Raw genomic sequence first — 26,468 nt, 5'->3', positions numbered from 1 at the left:
ATATTAGTAATTTTCAAAAATAATATTTATATAAAATACAGATTTTGATTTTTTCACAATTTTTTGAATAAAAAAACTCCAACTTTTCAATTGGAGTTAAATATGATTGATTTTTTTAATTTTACTTCAGGAAGAAATTTGCACCGAAATTGATTGCACCAAAATTAAAACGGTCGTTACCTCTCCAGTAAGGATCCTTATATTTACTGCCAATATTCTGGAACCCGAGGTACAATTCTGTATTTTTCATCTGATATCCTACTCTTGGTGCCACGTATAATCCGCTGTTAATATAATTTTTTGTAGAAATAGCTGCCCCCAGATCCAATCCAACAAAAAGAGGAATCTTATTAAATGTATATTTCCCTGAAGCAGCAATAGGTATAAAACCAAAATCATCTACATTATCTTTTCCGAAAAAATGAGAATAGCCGGTAGTAGCTCCAATGTCTAATCCTTTAGTAATATTCCACATATAAGCTGCATCAATACCGATTGTTACACTAGCCGCATCTGCTGCGTCACCAAGCGGCGCACCAATATGCCCGCCAAGTCTGAAACCTTCCTGCGCCTGTGCAACACCACCTAAAAGTGCAAAAGCACCCAGTAATAATAATTTTTTCATTTTTAAATAGTTTAAATAGTTAAATTATCTGAATTGTTATTCACTAAAATGTGGTATCTGAAAACCACAAAAAAAGCGGAACAAATTTTGTACCGCTTTGATTTTTTTGAAAAATAAATTCTTAGTTCCCTCCGAATTTGAAGCCTACGCCAATCTGAGCAAAACTGTTGGTAACTTTACCTCCACTTCCGTCATTAGAAAGGTTAGAAACTCCTAAACTGTATCTTGCATCAAAAAATAATCCGTTTTCCAACATGTATTCTACGCCTACAAATGGAGCAATGTTTAATTTTTTGATATCATCCTTAATATCCATTTCACCATTATCACCCTCTATCTCCATATCCATAAAATCTGAACCGATTACAGTTTTTTGTTTTGCTGTAAGAATAATCCCGAAGTTAGCACCCGCAGCAACTGAAAAATTTTCTGTTATGAAATATTTTGCAGAAATCGGAACCAAAAGAGTTCCTAGATTAACCTTAGTCTGCTCACCTACATAAAGAGGTCCTGCATTTACACCATCAATTTTCTCTTTTCCTCCAAGTGGAGAGTATAAAACTTCCGCCTGAAAACCAAAATTATCATTGATCTTATATTCTGCCATACCTCCGATATAAAACGTATATTTAGGATCCATATTTCTTTTTCCTAAATCATCCTGTTTTTCATCAATTTTAAGAGTTGACATAGCGAAACCTGCTTTAGGCCCGAATCTGAATTCCTGAGCATTTACGCTCATTCCCATTACGGCAAATGATGCCAGAAGTAAAAATTTCTTCATGATATAAAAGTTTTTTAAGTAATTCGCTCGCAAAAATAAACTTTTTTTTCAAAATTCAAACAACTGTGAGTTTTATTTTTAAATTAAAAAAAATACAGGATAGTATAACTTCCTGTATTATAGTATATTTATAAAATATATTTTTAATCATTTCTATGCTTTTTCTCCTCGTCGTTATAAGCCAGAATGATCTTTCTAACTACTGGATGCCTTACAACATCTTCCTCATTAAGGTGTACAAATCCTATTTCTTTCACATCTTTCAGAATCCTCATGGCTTCTTTCAGTCCGGATTGCTGTTTGGGCGGAAGATCGACCTGGCTCGGATCTCCTGTTATGATAAATTTAGCATTCATCCCCATTCTGGTAAGAAACATTTTCATCTGAGAATGCGTGGTGTTCTGTGCTTCATCCAGAATAACAAAAGCATCATCCAGCGTTCTTCCTCTCATGAATGCCAACGGCGCTACTTCAATCACTTTCTTTTCAATAAAACCTTCCAGTTTTTCATGAGGAATCATATCCCGAAGCGCATCATATAACGGTTGCAAATAAGGATCAAGCTTTTCTTTAAGATCACCCGGTAAAAATCCAAGGCTCTCACCCGCTTCCACAGCAGGTCTCGTCAGAACAATTCTTTTTACGGCCTTATCCCTCAAAGCTCTTGCTGCAAGGGCTACACTGGTGTACGTTTTACCTGTTCCCGCAGGTCCAATCGCAAAAACCATATCTTTTTTCTCCGTTTCTTTAACTAGTTTTTTAAGATTTGTAGTTTTGGCCTTAATGATTTTCCCATTTACCCCTTTTACGATGATATCCTGATCGAAAACAAGCTGTTTTTCATTTTCATCTTTTATATTAAGGATATTTTCAACGTCTTTAAGATCGATTGAGTTATGTTTAGAAATAAACTTTACAATGTCATCCAGTTTCTGCTTAAAAATATCAAGCGCTTCCTGATTGCCTAATGCAAAGATATAATGATCTCTACCCGTGATTTTAAGTGTCGGAAAAGTAGATTTTATCAAATTGAAATATTGGTTATTAACTCCATAGAAGATTTTCGCATCGATATCCTCCAAATCATATGTTAATTCAAACATGCAGTATTTTTATTAATTTTAGAACTTAAATGTAAAGCTTTTTTTGGAAATTTATATCAAATTCTTTTCCACAATCATTCGGGCTTTCTTTTTATTTTAAATAAATTTGCATTTCTACCATTCTATAAACAATCAATGTCAATTATTACACTTACTTCAGATTTCGGAAATTTGGATTACAGAGTTGCCGCTGTAAAAGGCAGCATTCTTTCTCTGAATCAGAAAGTTAACATTATTGATATTACTCACGATATCCAGGCTTTCAACCTTGTGCAGACATCTTACATCGTCAGAAATGCCTACAAACATTTTCCGAAAGGTACAATTCATATAATTTCTGTGGACAGTTTCCACAACAAATCAAGAAAAAATATTGTGTATAAAGCAGACGGACATTACTTTATTGCTGCCGACAATGGACTTTTAAGCCTAATTTTTTTTGATATTAAACCTGAAGCGATCTACGAAATAACTTTAAACAACCGATTTGACGATATTGTAAATTTTACATCAACCGATGTTTTTGTACCTGCGGCAGTACATTTGGCCAATGGCGGACTTCCCGAAGTAATCGGAAGAAAAATCGATACTGCTAAGCAGCTTCTTTTCCCGAAACCAGTTTACAACGAGTCGGAAAAGATGATTATCGGCGAGGTAACGTATATTGATAATTTCGGAAATATAATATCAAATATCAGCAAAGATTTTTTTGAAAGTTCTGGTAAAGGATATGAAAATTTCACTATAAAATTCAGAAATTTAAGTCTTTCAAGAATTTTCCTGAGCCACACGGAAGTAGTTTCTGACTGGGAAAGAGAAACGGAATTTCATGGGCAATCTGCAGCTATTTTCAATGACAGTCAGCTTTTGGAGCTTACGATTTATAAAGGGAGCCGAAAGAACGGTGCAAAATCTCTGTTCGGTCTCAACGTCGGAGAGAATATTTACATTGAATTTTTCTAAAATTTAATATTTCATAAAAAAATCGATTTTTTTTATATATTTGTCAAAATCTAAAAATTAAAAATGGCAGAGTACAAATTATTGCTTCCTTCCATGGGAGAAGGTGTTATGGAAGCGACAATTATCACTTGGTTGTTCAACGAAGGCGATATTGTGAAAGAAGATGATTCCGTAGTGGAGATTGCAACTGACAAAGTAGATTCAGACGTTCCGACACCAGTTTCGGGGAAAATCGTAAAGATTTTAAAACAGAAAGACGAGGTTGCAAAAGTAGGCGAAGCTATTGCTATTTTAGAAATTGAGGGAGAAGGAAACAACACTTCTGAAGAAACAGTTACAGAAACTCCTGCTTCAGCTCCGGATGCGGAAACTTTAAAAACGATAGAGGAACCGTTAAAAGTATCAGCTTCTACAGAATTTTCGGGAGACCTTTATCTTTCTCCGCTTGTAAAATCAATTGCACAAGAGGAAAATATTTCTGAAACTGAACTGAAATCTATTAAAGGAAGCGGTTTGGAAGGAAGAATTACAAAAGAAGATATTTTAGCATACGTTAAAAACAGAGGAAGCCAGCCGGCTCCTCAAGCTCCGGTACAACAGGCTGCTCCGATTGCACAACCTGTGGCAACATCTGTTCCTGCTTCTACGATTACAGCTGCAGCAGGCGATGAGATCATTCCAATGGACAGAATGAGAAAAATTATCGCTGAAAATATGGTGAAAGCTAAGCAGATTGCTCCTCACGTTACTTCTTTTATTGAAACCGACGTTACCAACGTTGTAAAATGGAGAAATAAAAATAAAGCTGTTTTTGAAAAGCGTGAAGGTGAAAAACTGACTTTCATGCCGATTTTCGTAAAGGCGGTGGTAAAAGCAATTCAGGATTTCCCGATGATTAATGTTTCCATCAGCGGTGAAAATATCATCAAAAAGAAAAACATCAATATCGGTATGGCAACTGCTTTACCAGACGGAAATCTTATTGTCCCTGTAATCAAAAATGCAGATCAATTATCGCTTTCAGGATTGGCAAAAGCAATTAATGATTTAGCATACAGAGCAAGAAATAAAAAATTAAGACCTGAAGACACTCAGGGTGCTACTTACACCATTTCTAACGTAGGAAGCTTCGGAAACCTTATGGGAACACCAATTATTCCACAACCTCAAGTAGCGATTTTGGCAATCGGAGCCATCGTTAAAAAGCCTGCCGTTCTTGAAACTCCGGATGGAGATGTGATTGCGATCAGAAACCTTATGTTTATGTCTCACTCATACGACCACAGGGTTGTTGACGGTTCTTTAGGAGGAATGATGTTGAAACACGTTCACGATTACCTTGAAAATTGGGATCTCAATACTGAAATATAATCTATAAATGGTGATTGATAAGTTATAATTGATGCAAGTGTCATGTTAAGCTTGTCAAAAGCATCTATCAATACAAAAACCTTCGGATTTCCGGAGGTTTTTTGTATGATAATCTCATTTGTTTACACTAATCGATTTTATCTTACTAATATTATTGATTTATCCCCACAATCTCTTGTATATTACAAATAATTTAAATACTTTTGCACCTCGAAATAATTAACAAATTCATTTAACATTATGAACAATTACGAAACTGTTTTCATTTTAACTCCCGTTCTATCTGATGCACAGGTGGAGGAAGCAGTGAACAAGTATGTAGATCTTATCAAAGAAAAGAACTGCGAAATCGTTGCTAAAGAAAACTGGGGATTAAAAAAATTAGCTTACCCGATCCAATTGAAAAAGAACGGATTTTACACTTTAATTGAATTTAAAGGTGAAGGTTCTGTAGTTGCTGATTTAGAATTAGCATTCAAGCGTGACGAGAGAGTAATCCGTTACCTTACTACAAAACTAGACAAACACGCTGTTGAGTACGCTGTAACAAGAAGAGCAAAAGTAAAAGCAGCTAAAGCTTAATTATTAACCCTATTTTTTAAAAAAGACAAGACATGGCAATAGACGAAATGGCTAAACAAGCCTCAGCTGGAGGAGAATCTGAAGTAAAATTCCTTACTCCGCTTGATATCAATACAAAATCTGAAAAGAAATATTGTAGATTCAAAAAATACGGAATTAAGCACGTTGATTACAAAGACGCTGATTTCTTATTACAGTTCGTAAACGAACAAGGTAAAATTTTACCAAGAAGATATACAGGAACTTCTTTAAAATACCAAAGAAAAGTTTCTGCTGCTATCAAAAGAGCTAGACATTTAGCTTTACTACCATACGTAGCTGACTTATTGAAATAAAAAAATTGCAATTAGCCATTAGCTTCAGCTTTTGGCTTTTTGTTGCTGAATAAATAATTAATTCTAACTTGATTTTAGATTTCAGATTTCAGACAAAGGACATTAAGTCTAGTTTCTAATTTCTCACTTCTAATATCTAAAAAAAGGACAACAACAATGGACATTATCCTAAAAAAAGACGTAGAAAACTTAGGTCTTGAATTTGACACAGTAAGTGTAAAGCCTGGTTACGCAAGAAACTTCTTAATCCCACAAGGATACGCACTTTTAGCTACACCTAAAAACAAGGCAGCTTTAGAAGCTACTTTGGAAGCTAGAAAAGAAGAAGAAGCTAAATTAATCTCTGCTGCAAACGCTGTCGTTGAGCAATTGAAGAAAACTTCTATCACAATTCCTGCAAAAGTAGGTTCTGGTGATAAATTATTCGGATCTATCAACAATGCAGATCTTTCTGCTGCTCTTGAAAAAGCTGGAGTATCTGTAGAGAAAAAATACATCAAAATTCCAGGAAATACAATCAAGAGAACTGGTAAAGTAACTGCAAACATCAGATTACACAGAAATGTTGAGTACAATTTCGAATTCGATATCGTATCTGACGCTCCGGTAGAAGCTCCGAAAGCGGCTCCTGCTAAAAAAGAAGAAGCTCCTTCTGAAGAAGCTTAATCAGAAAAGAATTTTTCATCATACAAAACCATCTCTTTCGAGGTGGTTTTTTTATATATTCATAGCAGTTTATATATAGCTATTTAATTATTCCTTAATTTCACTTTAGGCAAATAATTTGCTTTAGTTCCAGAAATTTACTTTATGGAAATTAGTGACATCGTATCAAAACAAAAAGAATTTTTCAAAACTAATCAGACGAAAAATATTAAATTTCGCAGAATGTATCTTGAAAAACTGAAAGAGGTTATTATCAAGAATGAAAATCTTTTATATGAAGCTATTGAGAAAGATTTTGGTAAATCCAGATTTGATACATTCACCACAGAAATTTCATTTATCATTAATGATATCAATTATTACCTGAAAAATTTGAAATCGCTTTCCAAAACGAAAAAAGTAAGAACCAATCTTATCAATCAAATCGGGAAAAGCAGAATTCATCTGGAACCGTTGGGAAACATTCTCGTTATCGGAGCTTGGAATTATCCTTACCAGCTTTCATTATCCCCTGTTATAGCAGCTATCGCAGCCGGAAACTGTTGTGTTGTGAAACCCAGTGAGATTGCAGAAAATACAATGAAAGTGATGACTAAAATCATCAACGATAATTTTCCTCCGGAATATTTATATGCTTATGAAGGTGGCATAGATGAAACCACTGAGCTTTTAAAATTGAGATTTGATAAAATATTTTTTACAGGAAGCACAAAGGTTGGCAAGATTGTTTATGAAGCGGCTTCAAAAAACCTTACTCCGGTTACTTTAGAGCTTGGAGGAAAGTCTCCGGCTATTGTTACAAAAGATGCCAATCTGGAGATCGCGGCAAAAAGAATTGTATGGGGGAAATTCCTGAATGCCGGCCAAACCTGTGTAGCACCAGATTATCTGCTTGTTGAAGAATCGGTACAGGAGCAGTTTCTGGAAACGTTAAGGAAATACATCAAAGAATTTGATTATAAGCCTGAATCTGAGCATTATACGAGAATTATTAATGTCAAAAATTTCGACAGGCTAACTCACCTGATAAATAAAGATAAAATTTATTTCGGCGGTAACTTTAATCGCGAAGAGCTGTATATAGAGCCTACTATTTTAACCCATATTAATTGGGAAGATGAAGTCATGCAGGAAGAAATTTTCGGGCCGATTTTGCCTGTTATTTCGTTTACTAATTTTAATATTATTGTAAACCAGCTTTCAGATTTGGAAAAGCCGCTTGCAGCCTATTTATTCACCAGTAATGCTGAAGAAAAAGAAATTTTCAAGAACAAACTATCGTTTGGAGGAGGCTGTATCAATGAGGTAATAATGCATTTAGGCAATGAAAATCTTCCGTTTGGAGGAGTGGGAAATTCCGGTATAGGAAATTATCATGGTAAGTTTGGTTTTGATACATTTTCGCATCAGAAAGCAATTTTAGAGAAGGTCACCTGGGGTGAGCCAAAAATAAAATACCCACCGTATTCCGAGAAAAAGCTGGGATGGATAAGAAAACTATTGAACTTTTAAACTAAAAAATAAACCGGGAAATTGTCCCGGTCTTATTTATGATTTTTTAGGAGTCCAGTGACTGAAAAATTCTTTTACTTTTTCTAAACTGTATCCCTTTCCTTCTTCCAATACATCACTTTGCTGAACATGGATCATTTTTCCGTCCTTATTAAGGACAATAAAAACAGGATACCCGAATTTATCTCCGGGATTTCCATATTGAGAAAAAACTTTCTCATTTTTATTATCAGGTGAATAATTCAGGTGATAATATAAATAATTTTTATCAACCAGTTTCTTCAGTTCCGGTGTCGTCTGCACAAACTGATTGAATCTCAGACACCAGATACACCAGTTTCCACCTGCCTGAATCATAATGTTTTTATTTTCTTTTTTTGCCTTGGCAATCAGATTTTGAATATCCTGTTCCGCATCAGCCTTCGGATCGTAAGGTTTGGGTAATTTTGCTTTTTCTTCCGCAGCTTTCTTCTTCGCTTCGAGTTCAGACTGGTCAGTCTTTACCAAAAGTGCCTTTTCATCTTTATTTTTATCCTCCTTAGGTTTTACATTCTGGGAAAATCCCAAAAAGCTTACTCCCCAAAAACCTATTAATAATAACTTTTTCATAAATATAAAATTAAAAAAATAATACTATTTGCAAGCAAAAATACAACCATATTTTTATTATCCGTAAATTTGCCTGTTTTATGAATTTTCTAATCAAAATATTATACTTAATTTCCAAGCTTCCGCTGAGAGTTTTATATATTTTTTCAGATATTATGTTTTTTCTGAATTATTATATTGTTGGCTATCGCAAGGATGTTATTACACAAAATTTAAAAAACTCATTTCCGGAAAAAACAGATGAAGAGATAAAAAAAATAAGAAAGAAATTTTATCTTAATTTTTCAGATTATCTTGTTGAAACCATAAAATCATTCAGTATATCCAAAACGGAATCCAGAGTGAGAATGCAGCATATCAATCAGGAGCTTTTTCATGAGGCGAAAGCAGAAGGTAAAAATATTATTTTACTGGCAGGACACGTTTTTAACTGGGAGTGGATCAATGCTTTGGCAACAGTAATTCCACAAGATCACTGCCATCCCGTGTACCGAAAAGTAAACAACAGTTTCTGGGAAAACCAAATGAAAATTGTACGAAACAGGTTCGGCAATGAAGCTCTGGAAGCCAAAGAGGTGATTCTCAATATTTTCCGATCAAAAAATAATGGAAGCTCTGCCTATATGTTTGTGGCAGACCAGACTCCACATTTTGCACATATTACCTATGGTTTAAACTTTCTCAATCAAAGAACTCCCGTATTTACAGGCTATGACAAGCTTGCGACAAAAATGGATCTGATCTTTATTTATTGTGAAATGAAAAAGGTAAAGCGCGGATTTTATCAGGTAAATTATCACCGGATTTATCCTGATGGAGAAAAATTCGTAGAGCATGAAGTGATTAAAAAGTTTCATAAACTTCTGGAAAATACGCTACATAAAAGTCCGGACAATTATCTCTGGTCACATAGAAAATGGAAATATCAGGATGCTATCAAAAATTATGATTCTGAAAAAATATAGAACTTCATGCAGAAAAAATTAGCTGTTGTCATATTAAACTGGAACGGAAAATCATGGCTGGAAAAATTTCTTCCAAGCGTAATAAAGTTTTCCACACAATCCGATATTTATGTGATTGATAATCTTTCAACAGACGATTCTATTGACTTTTTGCAGACCAATTTTCCGGAAGTAAAAATCATTAAAAATGATAAAAATTACGGATTTGCAGGAGGTTATAATGAAGGATTAAAAAAAATTGACAACGACTTTTACTGTCTTCTCAATTCCGATGTGGAAGTTACGGAAAACTGGATTGAGCCGGTATTAGATCTCTTTGATAAAAATCCTGAAATATCAGCGATACAACCCAAAATTTTGTCTTACGACCAAAAAGATTATTTTGAATTTGCAGGTGCCGGAGGTGGTTTAATTGATAATTTAGGCTATCCATACTGCAGAGGAAGAATATTTGATGAAGTGGAAAAAGATAACGGTCAATATGACGATGAAACGGAAATTTTCTGGGCTTCCGGATGCTGTCTTTTTATTCGTTCCAAAGATTTCTGGGAACAAAGAGGTTTTGATGAAAGATTTTTTGCTCATCAGGAAGAGATTGATCTCTGCTGGAGGCTTATCAATTCAGGGAAAAAGATTTTCTATACCGGAAAATCAAAAGTTTATCATGTAGGTGGCGGAACATTAAATAAACAAAGCGCAAAAAAGACATTCCTGAATATGAGGAACAATCTTTCAATGCTGTTAAAGAATTTACCTTTTCCATACCTGATTCTAGTTATATTTTCAAGACTTTGTCTGGATGGTCTTGCTGCAATATATTTTGGATACAAATATGGAATAGCCCATTTTTGGGCAGTCGGAAGGGCACATTTTTCGTTTTACTTTCAGGCTCCCGGAACATGGAAACGCCGCCAGAAAAAGCAGAAACATCAATTTTATCAATCAAAATGGTTGATTTTTAAACATTTTTCCAAATGAAAACCACTCCAACATCGCTTTTAGTATTTTTACTTTTAATCCAGTTTAGTTTTGCTCAAAAAAACAACTGGACTGCTATCGATAAAAGTTACAGCATAAAAACTCTGGAAGAAAAAAATACAGATAATTTAAAAGATTCTGACCCGCTAACTGTCGAAATTTATCCATTTTCCGGAATTATAGATGATATTGCTATCGAAAAAGAAAAGCCCTCCACAAGTAAAAAGCTGAGTTTTAAAGATCTTCACGATAAAATCGGAAATAAGAATAATCTGAACTTAAAAAAGAATTCGGTATATCTGATAAAACTTCAGGAAGGCGTGCGTGGTGGAAGATTCCGTCTTGAAATGGATAAGAATGCGGATGCAAAATCCATTGAAAACCTGAATAAATATCTCACCGAAAAGGTAACTCACGGAAGTATCCTGAAAGAAGAAATTACTACCTCGGAAAGTAAAAAAATGATAACCAGTTTCATCATTACTATCACAACCGACGATCATTTTGATTTTGATATTCTTAAAAAGAAATTTAATAATATTATCATTGATATCAGTAAAGTTGCGACCAACAGAAATACTATTTTCTTTAAAGTAACAACATAATGGATTTTTGTGCATTAGATTTCGAGACTGCTACCCATGAGAGAAATTCTGCCTGTGAGCTGGGAATATGCATTGTTCAGGATTCTAAAATCGTGGAAACAAAAACCTGGCTCATTAAACCACCTAGTTTTCCTTATTTTAACCCTTTTAATGTAGAAGTTCACGGAATTCTCCCTGAAGATGTAAAAGACGCTCCTACGTTTGATGAAATCTGGTATGAAGTGGAAGAAATGATGTACGGAACATTAATGATTGCACATAATGCAGGTTTTGATGCCGCAGTACTCCGGGGTTGCCTTAATCATTACGGAATGTTTACCCCAAAATTAAATTATCTGTGCAGCATTCAGCTTGCTAAAAAATCATGGAATTATTTGCCCAGATACGGACTGAAACATTTAGCAGAATATCATCAGATAGGATTTAATCATCACAGAGCTGGCGACGACGCTGAAGTTTGTGCCAAAATATCTTTGCTGGCTTTCGAGAAATTATTTCTTACCAGTAATGAAGAAATAGCAGATTATATGAAACTGAAAATCAAGAAACTTTGATTTTTCGTTTATCAATTACTCAACACTTCAGATAATAAATTAAACTTAGGAATATCTATTTCAAAACTTTCTTGAGTTTCCATATTTTTTACCAGGTACTTTCCGCTCATATTTCCTACTCCGGAACGAAGCATTACATTAGAAAAGTACGCAAAATTTTCATTAACAGAAATTTCAGGAGTCAATCCAATTACTCCATCTCCTATAATTTCAGTGTATCCGAAGCCTACATCGAAAATAAGCCACTTCCTTTTAAGAACTTTTATAGGAAAATTACCGTCATTTTCGATGGTAATATTATATTTGAAAACATATCGGTTTTCAGACGGATAGCTATTCTTAATATCATATTCAGGGACTACCGAAACCCTTATATTTGAAGTCATTTTTGAAAACATCATCTTAGTATTTATTAAAATGGATACAAAAATCTCGCCTTTTTGAGGCGAGATCTAAAATTTATATTATATTTTCATTAAATCTTATAATCCAAGACCTTTTCTTTCGTCACCATTCATTAAGATTGCAACAGGATTGTCGATGGCCTCTTTTACCGCTACAAGGAATCCTACAGACTCTTTTCCGTCGATAATTCTATGGTCATAAGACATAGCAACATACATCATCGGACGAATCACCACCTGCCCGTCAACCGCAACCGGTCTTTGGATAATATTGTGCATTCCTAAGATAGCAGATTGAGGAGGATTGATAATCGGCGTAGACATCATAGAACCAAAAGTACCACCGTTTGTAATCGTGAATGTACCTCCTGTCATTTCATCAACGGTAATTTTTCCGTCTCTTACTTTAGTTGCCAAATCTTTAATATTTGCTTCAACACTTGCAAAAGACATATTTTCTGCATTTCTCAATACAGGAACCATTAATCCTTTAGGACCTGAAACGGCAATTGAAATATCGCAGAAATCATAATTTACTTTGAAGTCTCCGTCGATAGATGCATTTACATCCGGATACATCTGTAAAGCTCTGGTAACTGCTTTTGTAAAGAAAGACATGAAACCAAGTCCTACTCCGTGTCTTTGAGCAAATTCTTCTTTGTACTGTTTTCTTAGTCTGAAGATTTCAGACATATCAACTTCGTTGAAAGTCGTTAACATCGCTGTTTCATTCTTTACAGAAACCAATCTTTGAGCGATTTTTCTTCTAAGAACTGAAAGTTTTGTAGTCGTTGTAGATCTTGAACCAGTAGCAGTAACAGGATTTCCTCCCAATGCAGGAACAGCAGCAAGCTCTGCATCAGATTTTGTAATTCTTCCGTCTCTTCCGCTTCCTGAAACTTGTGAGGCATCCATTCCTTTTTCATCAAGGATTTTTTTAGCAGCAGGCGATGGAGCGCCAGTGGCATACGTTTGAGTTGCAGCAGCTGGCTGAGCGGCAGGCTTTGGAGCCTCTTGTTTGGTTGGCTCAGCCGCTTTAGGAGCTTCTTCCTGTTTTGGCGTTTCAGCAGCAGGGGCAGCGCTACCTGCAGGTTTTGCAGCATCCACATCGATCAGGCAAACCACTTGCCCTACCTGCACTACGTCTCCTTCCTCAGCTTTCAAAGTGATTACACCACTTTGTTCTGCAGGCAATTCAAGAGTTGCTTTGTCTGAATCTACTTCAGCGATGGGCTGATCTTTTTCTACATAATCACCATCTTTTACAAGCCAGGTTGCAATTTCAACTTCTGTAATGGATTCGCCCGGTGAAGGAACTTTCATTTCTAAAACTGACATATCGTATTTTTTATTTTTTTTATTTATTATTTTTTTAAACTTTGAGAAATCGATAAAAGATGAAAAATTAATTTCTAACCTCTAATTTCTACGTTTTTTAATTAAGCTGTTACTGGTCTTTTTACCGGAGCATCATTTCTGTCGAATACTCTGTTGATTACTGCATTCTGGTTTTTTTCAAACATTTTGTGACTTCCCGGAGCCGGTGCACCACTTGGAACCGGCGCAACCACCTGAATTCCTGTATCTCTGAAATTTCTAAGAATATAAGACCACGCTCCCATGTTTTCAGGCTCTTCCTGAGCCCATACAAGAGCTTTTCTGTTATCATACTTATTGAAGATTGCCTCAATCGCATCTGTTTGTAAAGGATATAATTGCTCGAATCTTACCAATGCCACATTTTCAGCTTTTAATTCCTCTTTTTTAGCTAATAATTCAAAGTATAATTTACCTGAACAAAGTACTAATTTTTCAACTTTTGCAGGATCTGCAGTAGGATCGTCTAAAATAGGCTGGAATCCTTTGTTTGAAAAATCTTCAAGCGGAGAAACTACTTTTGGATGTCTTAACAGAGATTTTGGACTCATAACAATTAATGGCTTTCTGAAAGACCACTTCAATTGTCTTCTCAACAAATGGAAATAGTTGGCAGGTGAAGTAATATTCGCAACTACCATATTTTCATTGGCACAAAGTGTTAAAAATCTTTCCAGTCTTGCGGAAGAGTGCTCTGCACCTTGGCCTTCAGAACCGTGAGGCAACAACATTACTAAGCCATCCTGAATTTTCCATTTTTCTTCAGCTGCCGCTAAATATTGATCTACAATGATTTGAGCACCATTCACGAAATCTCCGAACTGAGCTTCCCAAATCGTTAATGTATTAGGGGAAGCCATGGCATATCCGTAATCGAATCCAAGAACACCATATTCTGAAAGGTGAGAATTATATACATCAAATCTGCTTTCTGAAATATGTCTTAACGGGATATATTCTTCTTCTGTATCTTCGGTTTTCACAACAGCGTGTCTGTGAGAGAAGGTTCCTCTTTCCACATCTTCCCCAGAAATTCTCACATTGTGACCTTCTACAAGAAGCGTTGCATAAGCCAGCCATTCACCTAGAGCCCAGTCTAATGAATTGCCTTCAATAGCCTTGATTCTGTTTTCGAAAAGTCTTGTGATTTTGTTTAAAAACTTTTTATCAGCCGGAAGTGTTGACATTTTAAGCGCCAGTTCCTTCAGCTTTTCTAAATCAAATTTAGTATCAACAGCTTCCTGAACGGCTCCTCTTTTAGCAATCGGATAATTTGTCCAGTCATCTGCCATGAAAACATCCATTACATTTTTCTCAATTTCCTTGGATGCATCGAAATTTTCATCCAGCAATGCTTTGAACTCAGTCTCCATTTTAGCAATAACGTCATTTGAAGTCACGCTGTCTTTTAGTAACTGGTCTTTGTAGATTTCTCTTGGATTCGGATGTTTGGAGATAATTTTATAAAGATTAGGCTGTGTAAACCTTGGCTCATCACCTTCATTGTGCCCGTATTTTCTGTATCCTAATAAATCGATGTAGACATCTTTACCAAATTTCGCTCTGAAATCAGCTGCGAAATGAATTGCATGAACCACCGCTTCTGCATCATCGGCATTTACATGCATTACAGGAGATTCTGTTACTTTTGCAATGTCTGTACAATAAGTGGAAGATCTTGCATCAATATAATTCGTTGTAAAAGAAACCTGATTATTCACAACGATATGAACTGTTCCTCCTGTTCGGTATCCTTCCAAAGTCATCATCTGAGCGACTTCGTAAGCAATACCCTGTCCTGCGATCGCACCATCACCATGAATTACGATCGGTAAAATTTTAGAATAATCTCCTTTGTATTTATCGTCAACTTTTGCGCGGCAGATTCCTTCCACGAGTGCTGCAACTGTTTCAAGGTGAGACGGGTTCGGAGTCAGATTGATGGCAACTTCTTCCCCTGAAGCTGTTTTAATCTTTTTAGATGAACCTAAATGGTATTTAACGTCACCTGAAAATACATCTTCTTCAAATTCTTTTCCTTCAAATTCAGAGAAAATTTGCTTGTAAGATTTACCAAAAATATTAGTCAATACATTTAATCTACCTCTGTGAGCCATTCCTAAAACAACCTCATCAACGCCCAACTGAGAAGATCTTGTAATCAATTGATCCAATGCAGGAATCAATGTTTCACCGCCTTCCAACGAGAATCTTTTCTGGCCAACAAATTTTGTATGAAGATAATTTTCAAAGGCTACCGCCTGGTTTAATTTTAATAAAATTTCAGTTTTTTCATTTGCCGAAAGGTTGGGATGATTTTCATTAACCTGAAGCCACTGCTTGATAAAGTCTTTTTCCTCAACATTGTTGATGTGCATATATTCCACACCGATAGAATCGCAGTAGATGTTTTGCAAATGTGTGATAAGCTCCTGTAAAGTGGCAGGACCTTTCATCCCTGTTTCCACTGCACAGTTGAATTTTGTATTTAAATCAGACTTGTCAAGACCGAAATTTTCGATATCCAAAGTCGGAGCGTAATGTCTTCTTTCCCTTACAGGATTGGTTTTTGTAAACAGATGACCTCTCGTTCTGTACGCTTCGATAAGGTTTACTACCTTAAATTCTTTTTTGATGTGCTCAGGAACTTCACCATTTGAAGCGGCCTGTGCTGCCTGCTGTACTACAGGAGCTGAAACCGCGGAAGCCTGAACATATTGTATATTATCGTCGTCTCCGTAGTTTTCCAAAGCAAAATCAAAGCCTTGAAAGAAGGCTTTCCATGATGGTTCTAAAGAGTCCGGATATTTTAAGTATTGTTGGTATAAATCCTCAATTAACTGAGAATGAGCTGCGTTTAGGAATGAAAATCTGTCCATTATTACAGTTTATCTGTTATTAAAATTTGTTTATAGAATTAATCCTCAAATTTAATAAAAAAAACCGACTTGGAGCAGCCTTTAAACTATTAAAAAAACTATAAAATAAATAATTACATTCAATTTACTTAAAGACTGATAATGAGAGTTTCATATTAACATCCTGATCGTCTGCCGGCCTCTCAATAAAGGTTTGCCTAATGTCATTAAAACGCATTTCATCTTTCTTCGCTTTCTGGATCAATTGCTGTATTGCTTTCACTCTTCCGGCATAATTACCTTTGTAATACATCACGTAGTTTTGAGTAGCCGCCTGTGTTCTGAAGCTGAAATTGTTATCGGTCAGTCCAAACTTTTTAGACAAAGGAATTCCAAGGAAATAAGAAACTTCTTTATCTTTATAATTATCGGCATCCGTGATGAGCACAGGAAATCCGAATTCATCATCTTTTTTGCCTAAATCCATTGTGGTGTAATTATAAATTTTGTTATAATTCATCACAATATTTTTGTAAAGCGCATCTTTTTTATTGGAAGTACTTACATTAATTCCCAGCAGCAGTTTTTCTTCTTCATTTTCAACCATTATACTGTCATATTTTATAGCAGCCATCTGATTGTCTTTCTCTACTTTATTTCCTAAAACGTTGTTGAGATTTACCATACTTTTATCAATATTCTCGGCGAACCGGTCTTCCGTCCAGAAATTTTCGACACGCCTCAAAACAGATAATTTGGGAGTATGAACAATCCACGTAATTTTAGTTTTCTCCGGAGAAACAGCTTTAAATTTTACATCGACCGAAGTAGGGCTTTCATTTTTGTCTTCAAAAAGTTGATATCTTAACGTTTTGTTGGGGTTTTCGTAACGTAGGAACATTTCTCCGTCGGTATCATTTTTAGAATCTGTATAACTGATAGAACTCCCTTGTCCTTCATAAGGCGTATAATAATCGATATCAATAGATTTGGAACTTGTAAAGAAATTATTCCAGCGGGTGAAATTCTGTAGATTATTAAACTGATTAAAGACTTTTTCTACCGGATAATCAATCTCTTTTTCGATCCTAAAATCTTTGCTCTCATCTACAAAATAGTACATAGAAGCCGCATAAGCTCCTATCAGCAAAATAACAATTACCGCTATGATTTTTAAAAAACGCATCGTGCAAATGTATTGAAAATAACAAAAGTGACCAATATGATGGCCACTCTGTTTTAATTATTTTTAGTTGGAAGATAAATGATAGAGGATGGAAGTTCATGTTTAATTTTTTTAAAATTTTAATTAATCAAACCCTCCAAAAATTTCAAGTTTTACACTTCCTTATTTCCTACCCAATATGAGTTCCGGGCGTAAGAACCGCGCCTTTTTTTACCACAATAATTCCATCCTGAACTGAATACGTTCCATAATCGCCATCGCTAAGATGTTTTCCTCCGATAATGCGTACGTTATCGCCGATGTAGCAGTTTTTATCCAAAATTGCTTTTTCAATATAACAGTATTTCCCGATTCCCATATTAGGCTGACCTCTTTCGTCATTTATGACGATTTCGGTCGTATCCTGATAGAAATCTGAACCCATAACATATGAATTTACAATGGTACTTCCTTTATCTATTCTCGTTCTGTTCCCAATGACTGAATTTTCAATCTTGTCAGCCATAATGATACATCCATCTCCAAAAACCGCTTTGCTTACGTAAGAGCCATTGATTTTCGACGGCGGAAGCATTCTTGCTCTGGTATAGATCGGAGAAGAGGAGAAAAGATTGAACTGAGGAAAATCCTGGCAAAGATCAATATTAGCTTCATAAAAAGATTCAATGGTTCCAATATCCGTCCAATAGCCTTCATATTGGTAGCTGAGTGTTGTATATTTCCCGATAGAGTTTGGAATAATATCTTTCCCAAAGTCATCTCCGGCACCCTCTTCAAACATTTTTTTAAGAATGCTTTTTGTAAAAATATAAATCCCCATGGAAGCCAAGTATTCTTTACCAGAACGTTTATTCTCTTCAGAAACTTCAGATTGCAAGCCATCCAGCATATCATATCCTGGCTTTTCAACAAAAGAAGTGATATTGCCTTCATCATCAGAACTTAAAATTCCGAAGCCTGTTGCATCTTTCGCATTCACAGGAATCGTAGCAATAGTGACATCGCCACCTTTTTCGATATGGAAATTCAGCATTTCCCTGAAATCCATCTGATAAAGCTGATCTCCCGAAAGAATTAAAATATAATCATAATCATATTTTTCCAAATGTTTCATCGACTGGCGTACTGCGTCAGCCGTTCCCTGATACCAATTTTCATTTTCAACATTCTGTTCCGCCGCAAGAATATCTACAAATCCTTTACTAAAAATATCAAAATGATAAGAGTTTTTGATGTGGGCATTTAAAGAAGCCGAATTAAACTGTGTCAGGACAAGAATTTTATTTAATCCTGAATTTAAACAATTTGAAATAGGAATATCAACCAATCTGTATTTTCCTGCGATCGGCACGGCAGGTTTTGATCTTGAATATGTGAGCGGGAACAATCTCGTTCCCCTACCCCCTCCTAAAACAATGGAAATTACATTGCGATTCATAGTTTATCTTGCGTTTTTAACTTATTAATAATATTTTGTTAGTGATTATATAAAGCTATATATTTTTCTGCTGACTTTTCCCATGCAAAATCAAAATTCATATTGGCGTGAATCAGATTTTCCATTACATCTTTCTGATTATACAACATTAATGCCCTATTCATTGCATGAATTACATCATCTACGCCGGGATAGGTAAAATTAATCCCTGCTCCACCTGTAGAAATATCCTCTACCGTATCTCTCAGACCTCCCGTATAACGTACAATAGGCACCGTACCGTATCTCATCGAATACATCTGATTAAGACCACAAGGTTCTACTCTCGAAGGCATCAGCAAAAAATCCGCCGAAGCATATATTTTATGCGAAAGATGTTCTTTATATCCTAAATCCAGTGCAAAATTGGTGTAGGTATATTCATATTCTTTAAGCTTATTTTCTATATAAGTATTTCCTGATCCCAGAATCATGATATTAAGCCCGCCATAGCTTTGCTTAATACTTCTCCATACAATATCGGGCAGCAAATCTGCTCCTTTCTCGGTTGCAAATCTTCCGATAAAGGCAAAAAATGGAAGTTCCGGCTTTAAGCCATATTCTTTACAAAGTTTTTCTTTACCTTTCCTTTTTTGTTCAACGGCATTTTCACTGTTAAAATTAAAATCCAGCATCGGGTCGGTCTCCGGATTCCAGACTTCAGTATCAATACCGTTAATGATTCCATACGCTTTACTGAATTCATCTCTAACAAGGCTTTCCAACCCTCTGAAACTTACAAAAAGTTCTTCAAGATATCCTTGTGAAACTGTCGTAAATGCATTCGCACATTTAATCATACTGGCCAAAGGATTAATAAGCCCGTTCCAGTCCATTAATCCCCATTTGTATGGATCAAAAGATGGAAGATATTTTGCCATTTCCCAGCTCATCATTCCCTGATATTCACCATTGTGGATAGTCCCTACTGTTTTTACACCTTTCAGAAATGAAAATTCCGCACAGTTTTCGATCATAAAAGGAACCAATCCCGTATGATAATCGTGACAGTGCAAGACATCCGGACGAATGTTCATGGCTGTTAACCAATGTAAAACGCCATGCTGAAATGCGATAAACTGAAAATTTTCATCCTGATAACCATAAGGATTATCCCTGTCCAGCAATCCCGGAATTTTTACCATATACAGTTCAAAGCCTAAAACATCAGATTTTTCCTTCAAAACCTGCACCTGAAGCATATTTCCTCCCTGGTGTATGAAACCATCAAAAACTATGTCAAACTCATGATCGTAAATAAATGATTTGTTATACCATGGCATAACAACCTTCGCTTCAATATCTTTAATTTTGTTTTGATATTTCGGCAAAGCACCTACGACATCTGCCAACCCCCCGACTTTTGCTACCGGATAACATTCCGTACTTAGATGGTAAATTATCATTTCTAACTTATCTTTTATGGTTTTTAATTCTGTTCTGCTTATACTTTTTATCTTTCCTCTTTAAAATAATCCCAGCCAGAGGAGGTAAATTGATGCTGATTGACTTTTGATGACCCATATAATCCTCATACTGCTCATTGAAAATATCTGCTTTTACCCCACTCCCTGCATATTGCTCATCATCGGAATTAAAAATAACTTCCCAATGGCTTCCCGCCGCTACACCGATCTTATAATCGATCACTCTTGGTGTGAGATTGAGAATAACCATGCATACATCATCCTTTTTTTCTCCTTTTCTCAGATAAATATATACCGAATTGTCTAGATCATCAGCCTGCACCCATTCAAATCCATAATGATTGAACTGATTTTCGTAAAAAGCAGTTTCATGTCTGTATAAGTGATTAAGCTCTTTCACCAATTGCTGTAAACCTTTATGAACAGGATATACAAGCAATTGCCAGTCCAGACTTTTCCTGAAGTCCCATTCTTTTGTCTGTCCGAACTCATCACCCATAAATAAAAGCTTAGCTCCCGGATGTGTAAACATATAAACATACAAAGCCCGGAGATTGGCAAATTTCTGCCATTCATCACCAAACATCTTATAAATAAGGCTTGCTTTCCCATGCACAACTTCATCGTGAGACAAAGGCATCATGTAATTTTCATTGTACATATACATCGATGCGAAAGTCAGCTTATGATGATGAAATTTCCTTTCTATAGGATCTACTTTAAAGTAATCCAGTGTGTCATGCATCCAGCCCATCATCCATTTCATTCCGAAGCCGACACCACCGTCGTGAACAGGTTTTGTCAGCAAAGGAAAATCTGAGCTTTCTTCGGCAATCGTTATGATATTATCTCCGAATTCTTTATAAACAGCGGTATTAAATTCCTGTAAAAAGGTTTTCGCTTCAAGATTTACGTTTCCACCATGAATATTTGGTTCCCATTCTCCTTCATTTCGGGAATAATCAAGATGAAGCATAGACGTAACCGCATCTACACGCAGTCCATCGGCGTGATAGCGCTCCAGCCAAAACATCGCATTTGAAATTAAAAAAGATTTTACCTCATTTCTTCCGTAATTGAAAATGTAGGACTTCCAGTCGGGATGAAAACCTTTTCTAGGATCTTCATGCTCATAAAGATAAGAACCATCAAATCGATGTAAGCCGTTTGCATCACCAGGAAAATGAGAAGGAACCCAATCTAAAATGACTCCTATATCATTCTGATGAAGTTCATCAATCAGAAACATCAGATCCTGTGGTGAGCCAAAACGGGAAGTTGCGGCAAAAAAACCGGTAATCTGATAACCCCAGCTGGGATCATACGGATACTCCATCACCGGCATGAATTCAACGTGTGTGAATTCCATTTTTTTGATGTAGGGTACAAGCTTTTCAGCAATCTCCCGATAATTCAACAATCTTTCAGGATCATTTTCATTTCTCATCCAGGAGGCTATATGAAGTTCATATACAGAAAGCGGAGCTTTGAGACTGTTTCTTTTCCAGCGGTTTTGCATCCACTCTTTGTCATTCCAGTCGTACCATGTCGTAGACACCAGTGATGCAGCCTGAATATTCTGCTCCCAGCTTAATGCATACGGATCACTTTTTTCAAGAATTTTACCTCTGGCTGTTTCTATAGCATATTTATACAACGTACCCCAGGAAAGATCTGCGATAAATCCTTCCCAGATTCCTGATCCGTCCCATCTTGGAAATAAAATATGATCTTTATGATTCCAGTTGTTGAAGTTTCCGATCACAGAAACTTTTTTGGCATTAGGTGCCCATACTGAAAAGTAAACGCCCTGTATTTCATCTTTTTGTACGGAATGTGCACCGAATTTATCGTACAGCTTATAATGTTTACCTTCTTTAAAAAGATAAATATCATGATCCGTAAAAAGAGTGTATGTTTTAACCGAATTCATCACGGTTTTGATTTAAATTTTAATATTTCTCTGAAACTACTAAAAAAATCAGAAAGAATTGTTAATAAATATTGAAGTAATTATTATGTTAAATGCATATCATCACTTGTTTCTATCAAATATAGAGTTTTTTCAGGAGTGTTCCCTTTGAATTTAAAAATAATTTGTCATAAAGAGATTTTATTCTAAATTTATCCTTCCGAATTGTAAAAAACGCATGGATGAGATTTGAACTCTATACCGAAGAAAATGATGAAAGAAAGATCTATATCACGGGAAACTTCAACAGTTGGAACCCGAGAGATGAGCGTTATATCCTTTCTCAATACCAAAAACAAAATTATTTTATAGAAATCGACGACCAGCTTTTGCCGGAAAATATTGAATATAAATTCACTAAAGGTGGCTGGGAAAATGTAGAACTCGACAAGTTTGGAAATATTACACCCAACAGGAAAATAAAGAAATCTGCTGGTAAAAGCTCTGATCTGGTTGAAAAGTGGAGACTGAACTGGGGACCATTCAAAAAAGAATTTTTCCCCATCGCAGAAGTTATTTCGGAAGAATTTTACATTCCTCAGCTGGATCGTCACCGTAAAGTATGGGCGCTTCTTCCCTACGACTATTACATCTCAGACAAACATTATCCGGTTCTTTATCTTCAGGATGCTCAGAATCTCTTCAATGAAGGCAGCGAATACGGAAACTGGGAAATCGATAAGAAGCTTTCAGTATTAACAGAATACGGACGTGGCGATATCATCATCATTGCTGTTGAACATGGCAGCGATGACAGAATTAAAGAATACATTTTTGACAATGACCATATAGCAAATGGCTCGGAAGGAAAAAAATACATCCGCTTCGTCACAGATACACTGAAGCCTTTTGTAGATGAACATTACCGAACCAAAAGAGACCGTGATAATACAGGAATCGGAGGAAGTTCTCTGGGTGCCCTCATCAGCATTTACAGCGGTTTTCTTTATCCTGAAGTTTACTCCAAGATGCTTATATTTTCCCCGTCACTGTGGGTAGAACCTGATAATAATTTTCCGATGATGAATTTCAGAATTCCTTTCAAAATGAAAATTTATCTTTATGGTGGAGGTCAGGAAGGATCCAAAATGGTTAAAAGAATTCATATTTTTGAGCAGTATCTTAAACGGTGGGAAAAGAAAAATCTTTTTGATTTTGAGTTCAGAACGAGCATCAACCCGGAAGGAACACATAATGAATTTTACTGGTCGCAGGAATTCCCAAGAGCTATAGAATGGCTTTTCTATGACAACACAGAAAATCCGGTTGAAGTAAAACCTCATCAAAAAATTATTAAAAAGTAAGTTATGAAATTAGTCAATAAAAAAAATAAAAACTACACTCAGATTTTTCATCTTTTCTCTGAAGAAGAATGGATAAAAACAGCCAAAAATTTTAATAAAAACATCTCTGCATTTTTCACCGGTAAAAAACATGAAGTTTTTATCAATGTGCAGGAAGAAGGAATTGCTTTTTTTATAGGTTTGGGTAAAGCAGATTCGGCTTTTTTTGAAATTCAACAGGTTGCGGTTAAATTTTCGCAGGTGTATAAAGAAAAGCTGTCAGCAGTCGCTACACTCATTGTTGGAGATTTTATGCATGAAAAACAACTGGAAGAATTTGTAAAAGGACTTCTGATAGGTACTTATCATTATCCTTTTGAAAAAACGCACGCTTTCTGGAATGCAAAATTTGAATTGCATTTTGAGAATTTAAGTCAGAAAAAGTTGGATCTCATCAGTCAGAAAGCCGAGGCAATCAGCAATGGTCAAATTGCCTGTCAGGAGTGGCTGAATAAGCCGGCTAATCTTAAAAAACCGGATATTTTCAGTTTATATTTAAAAAATTTAGCTAAAAAATATGATCTGAAATATACTTCATTCAATAGAAAAAAGTGTGAGGAGCTTGGCCTTGGAGCATATCTTTCGGTAAACCAGGGAAGTGCCTATGACGCCGCCTTCACAATTCTTGAATATAAAACTGCTGCTAAAAATGCAAAAACCTTCGGCTTGGTTGGCAAATGTGTACTGTTTGATACAGGAGGAATTTCTTTGAAGAACCCGGACAATATGCACTATATGAAATCGGATATGGGTGGTGCCACTGCTGTTCTGGGAACTTTAATCTATGCTGCAGAAATGCAGCTTCATGTAAATATTATTGCTATTTTACCCATTACGGACAATGCTATTTCCGAAAATGCATTCCTTCCAAGTGATGTCATTACAGCATACAACGGAAAAACAATTGAGGTATTAAATACCGACGCTGAAGGAAGGATGATCCTTGCAGACGGACTTTCTTATATGGCAAAAAATTTCAAAACAGATTTTCTGATTGATCTAGCTACCTTAACAGGAAGTTCGGTGAGAATGTTCGGTGACACCTGCGGAGCAATGTTCTCGAATAATGAAGAACTGAAAAACCTACTGATAAAAACAGGAGATAAAACCAACCAGAAACTTTGGAATTTACCACTTTGGGATGTCTGGAAAGATGATATAAGGTCTGATGTTGCCGATATCAAGAATATATCTATGAAACCTATTGGTGACTGTATTGTAGCTGCAAAATTTTTAGAACAGTTTATAGAAGAGCATCCGAAATGGGCACATCTTGATATTGCAGGAGTCGCTTTCGGAAATGTAGGATATGCAAAAGAAAAAGCTGCAACGGGGTTCGGCGTACAATTACTGGCAGATTTAATCGAAAATTATCACTAAAAATTAGTTTATTACAAAAATTCTCTGTATAATTGATATGAAATTTTCAAATATTTATTTTATTTACTACTTTAGTAATAAATACCTAAAGAAATAAGTATTTCATTTTTTAAATTTCATTAAAAACTAAAAAACATTATATGGAGGAGAAAACAATAGTATGCATTTCGTGCTATTACAAAGGTTATGATTTCATGGACGAAATGAAAAACCTCGGTAATAAAGTAATTCTTGTAACATCCGAAAATCTTAAAGAGAAAAACTGGCCGTGGCATGCTATAGATGAAGTTTTCTATATGCCTGAGATAAAACCCTCAGTCTGGAATCTCGATCATCTTATCCAGGGGTTTTCTTACCTGATGCAGACTCGTAAAGTTCACGCCGTAATTGCCCTCGATGACTATGATGTTGAAAAAGCAGCTTTGATCAGAGAAACCTTCCGTATTCCCGGAATGGGACAGACCACACATCGCTATTTCAGGGACAAGCTTGCAATGAGACAAAAAGCAAAAGATTCCGGCATCCATGTTCCTGAGTTCACTGCGGTTTTTAATAATGATGAGGTTAATGATTTTATTGATAAAGTTTCCGCCCCATGGGTTTTAAAACCCCGTTCGGAGGCTTCAGCTTCAGGAATTAAAAAACTGACTTCCAGGGAAGATCTTTGGGAAGCATTGAAGAATCTTGGAGAAGAACGACACTTATTTTTACTGGAAAGCTTTAAGCCAGGCGACGTGTATCATGTTGACAGCCTTACTTTTAATAAAGAAATCGTTTTTACTTCCGCTTCAAAATATCTGGCTCCTCCGATGCAGGTTTCTCATGAAGGCGGAGTTTTCAGAACAAAAACTTTGGGAAGATATTCCTATGAATTTCAGGCTCTTGAGCAGGCCAATGCAAAAGTTCTTTCCAATTTTGGGCTAATGAATGGCGCGACTCACACAGAATTTATCCGCAGTAAAGAAAACGGAAAATATTACTTTTTGGAAACTTCTTCAAGAGTTGGAGGTGCTCATATTCCTGATTTAGTGGAAGCATCAAGCAACATTAATATCTGGCGAGAATGGGCAAAAATTGAGGATGCCTTGCTTAAAGGAAAAGATTATCAGATCCAAAAACCAACGGGGTATTATTCAGGATTAATCATTGCTTTAATTAAAGATGAAAAGGCTGACTATACTAAGTTTGAAAGTCCTGAAACGGTTAAATTTTTACCAATAGATCATCACGTTGGGATTGTTTATAAATCAAATGATCCTGATATTATTCAGGAGAGACTGGACCATGCAGCCGAAAAAATTCATGCCGAAATGCTAAACATCCTTCCTCCGAAAAGCAAACCGACAAGCTGATGAATAAATTAGAAGTTAGAAGTTAGAAGTTAGAAGTTAG

At 35.8% G+C, this 26,468-nt stretch carries 24 protein-coding genes; 13 read left to right on the top strand and 11 right to left on the bottom strand.

Going from position 1 to position 26,468, the window contains the following annotated elements:
- Window positions 1–121: 121 nt before the first annotated feature.
- From BLR30_RS14080 to BLR30_RS14070, 3 genes are all read right to left on the bottom strand, one after another.
- Entirely contained in the window at window positions 122–625 is a 504-nt protein-coding gene (locus BLR30_RS14080) for a hypothetical protein (RefSeq protein WP_089860220.1), read from the bottom strand.
- 121 nt (window positions 626–746) lie between these two features.
- Window positions 747–1,409 carry a porin family protein gene (locus BLR30_RS14075; RefSeq protein ID WP_089860217.1) on the bottom strand — a complete coding sequence of 221 codons (663 nt, stop codon included), beginning with the start codon at window positions 1,407–1,409 and terminating at the stop codon, window positions 747–749.
- Window positions 1,410–1,552: 143 nt separating this feature from the next.
- Complete coding sequence (locus BLR30_RS14070; RefSeq protein ID WP_089860214.1) at window positions 1,553–2,512, bottom strand: PhoH family protein; 960 nt, start codon at window positions 2,510–2,512, stop codon at window positions 1,553–1,555.
- Window positions 2,513–2,647: 135 nt separating this feature from the next.
- Between BLR30_RS14070 and BLR30_RS14065 the strand changes: the two genes are divergently transcribed.
- The 6 genes from BLR30_RS14065 to BLR30_RS14040 all read left to right on the top strand — a co-directional run bounded on the left by BLR30_RS14065 (window position 2,648) and on the right by BLR30_RS14040 (window position 7,941).
- Window positions 2,648–3,475 carry an SAM hydrolase/SAM-dependent halogenase family protein gene (locus BLR30_RS14065; RefSeq protein ID WP_089860211.1) on the top strand — a complete coding sequence of 276 codons (828 nt, stop codon included), beginning with the start codon at window positions 2,648–2,650 and terminating at the stop codon, window positions 3,473–3,475.
- A 63-nt stretch (window positions 3,476–3,538) separates the two neighbouring features.
- The gene (locus BLR30_RS14060; RefSeq protein ID WP_089860208.1) at window positions 3,539–4,846 is read left to right on the top strand and encodes a dihydrolipoamide acetyltransferase family protein; all 1,308 of its coding nucleotides are present in this window, start codon (window positions 3,539–3,541) and stop codon (window positions 4,844–4,846) included.
- A gap of 240 nt (window positions 4,847–5,086) precedes the next feature.
- Window positions 5,087–5,428 (top strand): 30S ribosomal protein S6, encoded by a 342-nt coding sequence (rpsF, locus tag BLR30_RS14055; RefSeq protein ID WP_089860205.1) that lies wholly within the window; start codon window positions 5,087–5,089, stop codon window positions 5,426–5,428.
- 32 nt (window positions 5,429–5,460) lie between these two features.
- Entirely contained in the window at window positions 5,461–5,763 is a 303-nt protein-coding gene (gene rpsR / locus BLR30_RS14050) for a 30S ribosomal protein S18 (protein ID WP_002979091.1), read from the top strand.
- Between the two features lie 156 nt (window positions 5,764–5,919).
- Window positions 5,920–6,429: a 50S ribosomal protein L9 gene (gene rplI, locus BLR30_RS14045; RefSeq protein ID WP_089860203.1), complete on the top strand. Its 510-nt coding sequence runs from the start codon at window positions 5,920–5,922 to the stop codon at window positions 6,427–6,429.
- 135 nt (window positions 6,430–6,564) lie between these two features.
- Complete coding sequence (locus BLR30_RS14040) at window positions 6,565–7,941, top strand: aldehyde dehydrogenase (protein WP_317041397.1); 1,377 nt, start codon at window positions 6,565–6,567, stop codon at window positions 7,939–7,941.
- Window positions 7,942–7,977: 36 nt separating this feature from the next.
- Here the strand turns inward: BLR30_RS14040 and BLR30_RS14035 are convergent, their stop codons facing one another.
- On the bottom strand, window positions 7,978–8,550 hold the full coding sequence (locus BLR30_RS14035; protein WP_089860197.1) for a thioredoxin family protein: 573 nt from the start codon (window positions 8,548–8,550) through the stop codon (window positions 7,978–7,980).
- An 80-nt stretch (window positions 8,551–8,630) separates the two neighbouring features.
- Here BLR30_RS14035 and BLR30_RS14030 point away from each other — a divergent pair, with 80 nt between their 5' ends.
- The 4 genes from BLR30_RS14030 to BLR30_RS14015 are packed head-to-tail and all read left to right on the top strand — an operon-like array spanning window position 8,631 to window position 11,652.
- A complete protein-coding gene (locus BLR30_RS14030) occupies window positions 8,631–9,515 on the top strand; it encodes a lysophospholipid acyltransferase family protein (protein ID WP_089860194.1) in 885 nt (294 codons plus the stop codon).
- Window positions 9,516–9,521: 6 nt separating this feature from the next.
- On the top strand, window positions 9,522–10,493 hold the full coding sequence (locus BLR30_RS14025; RefSeq protein ID WP_089860191.1) for a glycosyltransferase family 2 protein: 972 nt from the start codon (window positions 9,522–9,524) through the stop codon (window positions 10,491–10,493).
- A complete protein-coding gene (locus BLR30_RS14020) occupies window positions 10,490–11,098 on the top strand; it encodes a hypothetical protein (protein WP_089860188.1) in 609 nt (202 codons plus the stop codon). The genes BLR30_RS14025 and BLR30_RS14020 overlap by 4 nt, the downstream gene beginning before the upstream one ends.
- Window positions 11,098–11,652: a 3'-5' exonuclease gene (locus BLR30_RS14015; protein WP_089860185.1), complete on the top strand. Its 555-nt coding sequence runs from the start codon at window positions 11,098–11,100 to the stop codon at window positions 11,650–11,652. Before BLR30_RS14020 ends, BLR30_RS14015 begins: the two co-directional genes overlap by 1 nt.
- Before the next feature lie 11 nt (window positions 11,653–11,663).
- On the opposite strand, the gene apaG is transcribed toward BLR30_RS14015, so the two are convergent.
- The 7 genes from apaG to glgB all read right to left on the bottom strand — a co-directional run bounded on the left by apaG (window position 11,664) and on the right by glgB (window position 22,314).
- Window positions 11,664–12,038 carry a Co2+/Mg2+ efflux protein ApaG gene (apaG, locus tag BLR30_RS14010; protein ID WP_228400776.1) on the bottom strand — a complete coding sequence of 125 codons (375 nt, stop codon included), beginning with the start codon at window positions 12,036–12,038 and terminating at the stop codon, window positions 11,664–11,666.
- A gap of 96 nt (window positions 12,039–12,134) precedes the next feature.
- Window positions 12,135–13,394 carry a 2-oxoglutarate dehydrogenase complex dihydrolipoyllysine-residue succinyltransferase gene (gene odhB, locus BLR30_RS14005; RefSeq protein WP_089860179.1) on the bottom strand — a complete coding sequence of 420 codons (1,260 nt, stop codon included), beginning with the start codon at window positions 13,392–13,394 and terminating at the stop codon, window positions 12,135–12,137.
- A 101-nt stretch (window positions 13,395–13,495) separates the two neighbouring features.
- Window positions 13,496–16,312 (bottom strand): 2-oxoglutarate dehydrogenase E1 component, encoded by a 2,817-nt coding sequence (locus BLR30_RS14000; RefSeq protein ID WP_089860176.1) that lies wholly within the window; start codon window positions 16,310–16,312, stop codon window positions 13,496–13,498.
- 124 nt (window positions 16,313–16,436) lie between these two features.
- Window positions 16,437–17,477 (bottom strand): SRPBCC domain-containing protein, encoded by a 1,041-nt coding sequence (locus BLR30_RS13995; RefSeq protein WP_089860170.1) that lies wholly within the window; start codon window positions 17,475–17,477, stop codon window positions 16,437–16,439.
- Between the two features lie 169 nt (window positions 17,478–17,646).
- Window positions 17,647–18,915: a glucose-1-phosphate adenylyltransferase gene (locus BLR30_RS13990; protein WP_089860167.1), complete on the bottom strand. Its 1,269-nt coding sequence runs from the start codon at window positions 18,913–18,915 to the stop codon at window positions 17,647–17,649.
- Between the two features lie 38 nt (window positions 18,916–18,953).
- Window positions 18,954–20,360 carry a glycogen synthase gene (locus tag BLR30_RS13985; protein WP_089860164.1) on the bottom strand — a complete coding sequence of 469 codons (1,407 nt, stop codon included), beginning with the start codon at window positions 20,358–20,360 and terminating at the stop codon, window positions 18,954–18,956.
- A 7-nt stretch (window positions 20,361–20,367) separates the two neighbouring features.
- A complete protein-coding gene (glgB, locus tag BLR30_RS13980) occupies window positions 20,368–22,314 on the bottom strand; it encodes a 1,4-alpha-glucan branching protein GlgB (protein WP_175443671.1) in 1,947 nt (648 codons plus the stop codon).
- Window positions 22,315–22,535: 221 nt separating this feature from the next.
- Between glgB and BLR30_RS13975 the strand changes: the two genes are divergently transcribed.
- The 3 genes from BLR30_RS13975 (at window position 22,536) to BLR30_RS13965 (ending at window position 26,428) form a co-directional block, all read left to right on the top strand.
- Window positions 22,536–23,657: an alpha/beta hydrolase-fold protein gene (locus BLR30_RS13975; RefSeq protein WP_089860159.1), complete on the top strand. Its 1,122-nt coding sequence runs from the start codon at window positions 22,536–22,538 to the stop codon at window positions 23,655–23,657.
- A gap of 3 nt (window positions 23,658–23,660) precedes the next feature.
- A complete protein-coding gene (locus BLR30_RS13970; RefSeq protein ID WP_089860155.1) occupies window positions 23,661–25,076 on the top strand; it encodes a leucyl aminopeptidase family protein in 1,416 nt (471 codons plus the stop codon).
- 140 nt (window positions 25,077–25,216) lie between these two features.
- Complete coding sequence (locus BLR30_RS13965) at window positions 25,217–26,428, top strand: ATP-grasp domain-containing protein (protein ID WP_089860152.1); 1,212 nt, start codon at window positions 25,217–25,219, stop codon at window positions 26,426–26,428.
- Window positions 26,429–26,468: the final 40 nt, after the last annotated feature.

This window comes from Chryseobacterium taeanense (assembly GCF_900099685.1).
Lineage (GTDB): Bacteria > Bacteroidota > Bacteroidia > Flavobacteriales > Weeksellaceae > Chryseobacterium > Chryseobacterium taeanense.
This window is presented reverse-complemented; position numbering and strand designations above follow the sequence as displayed.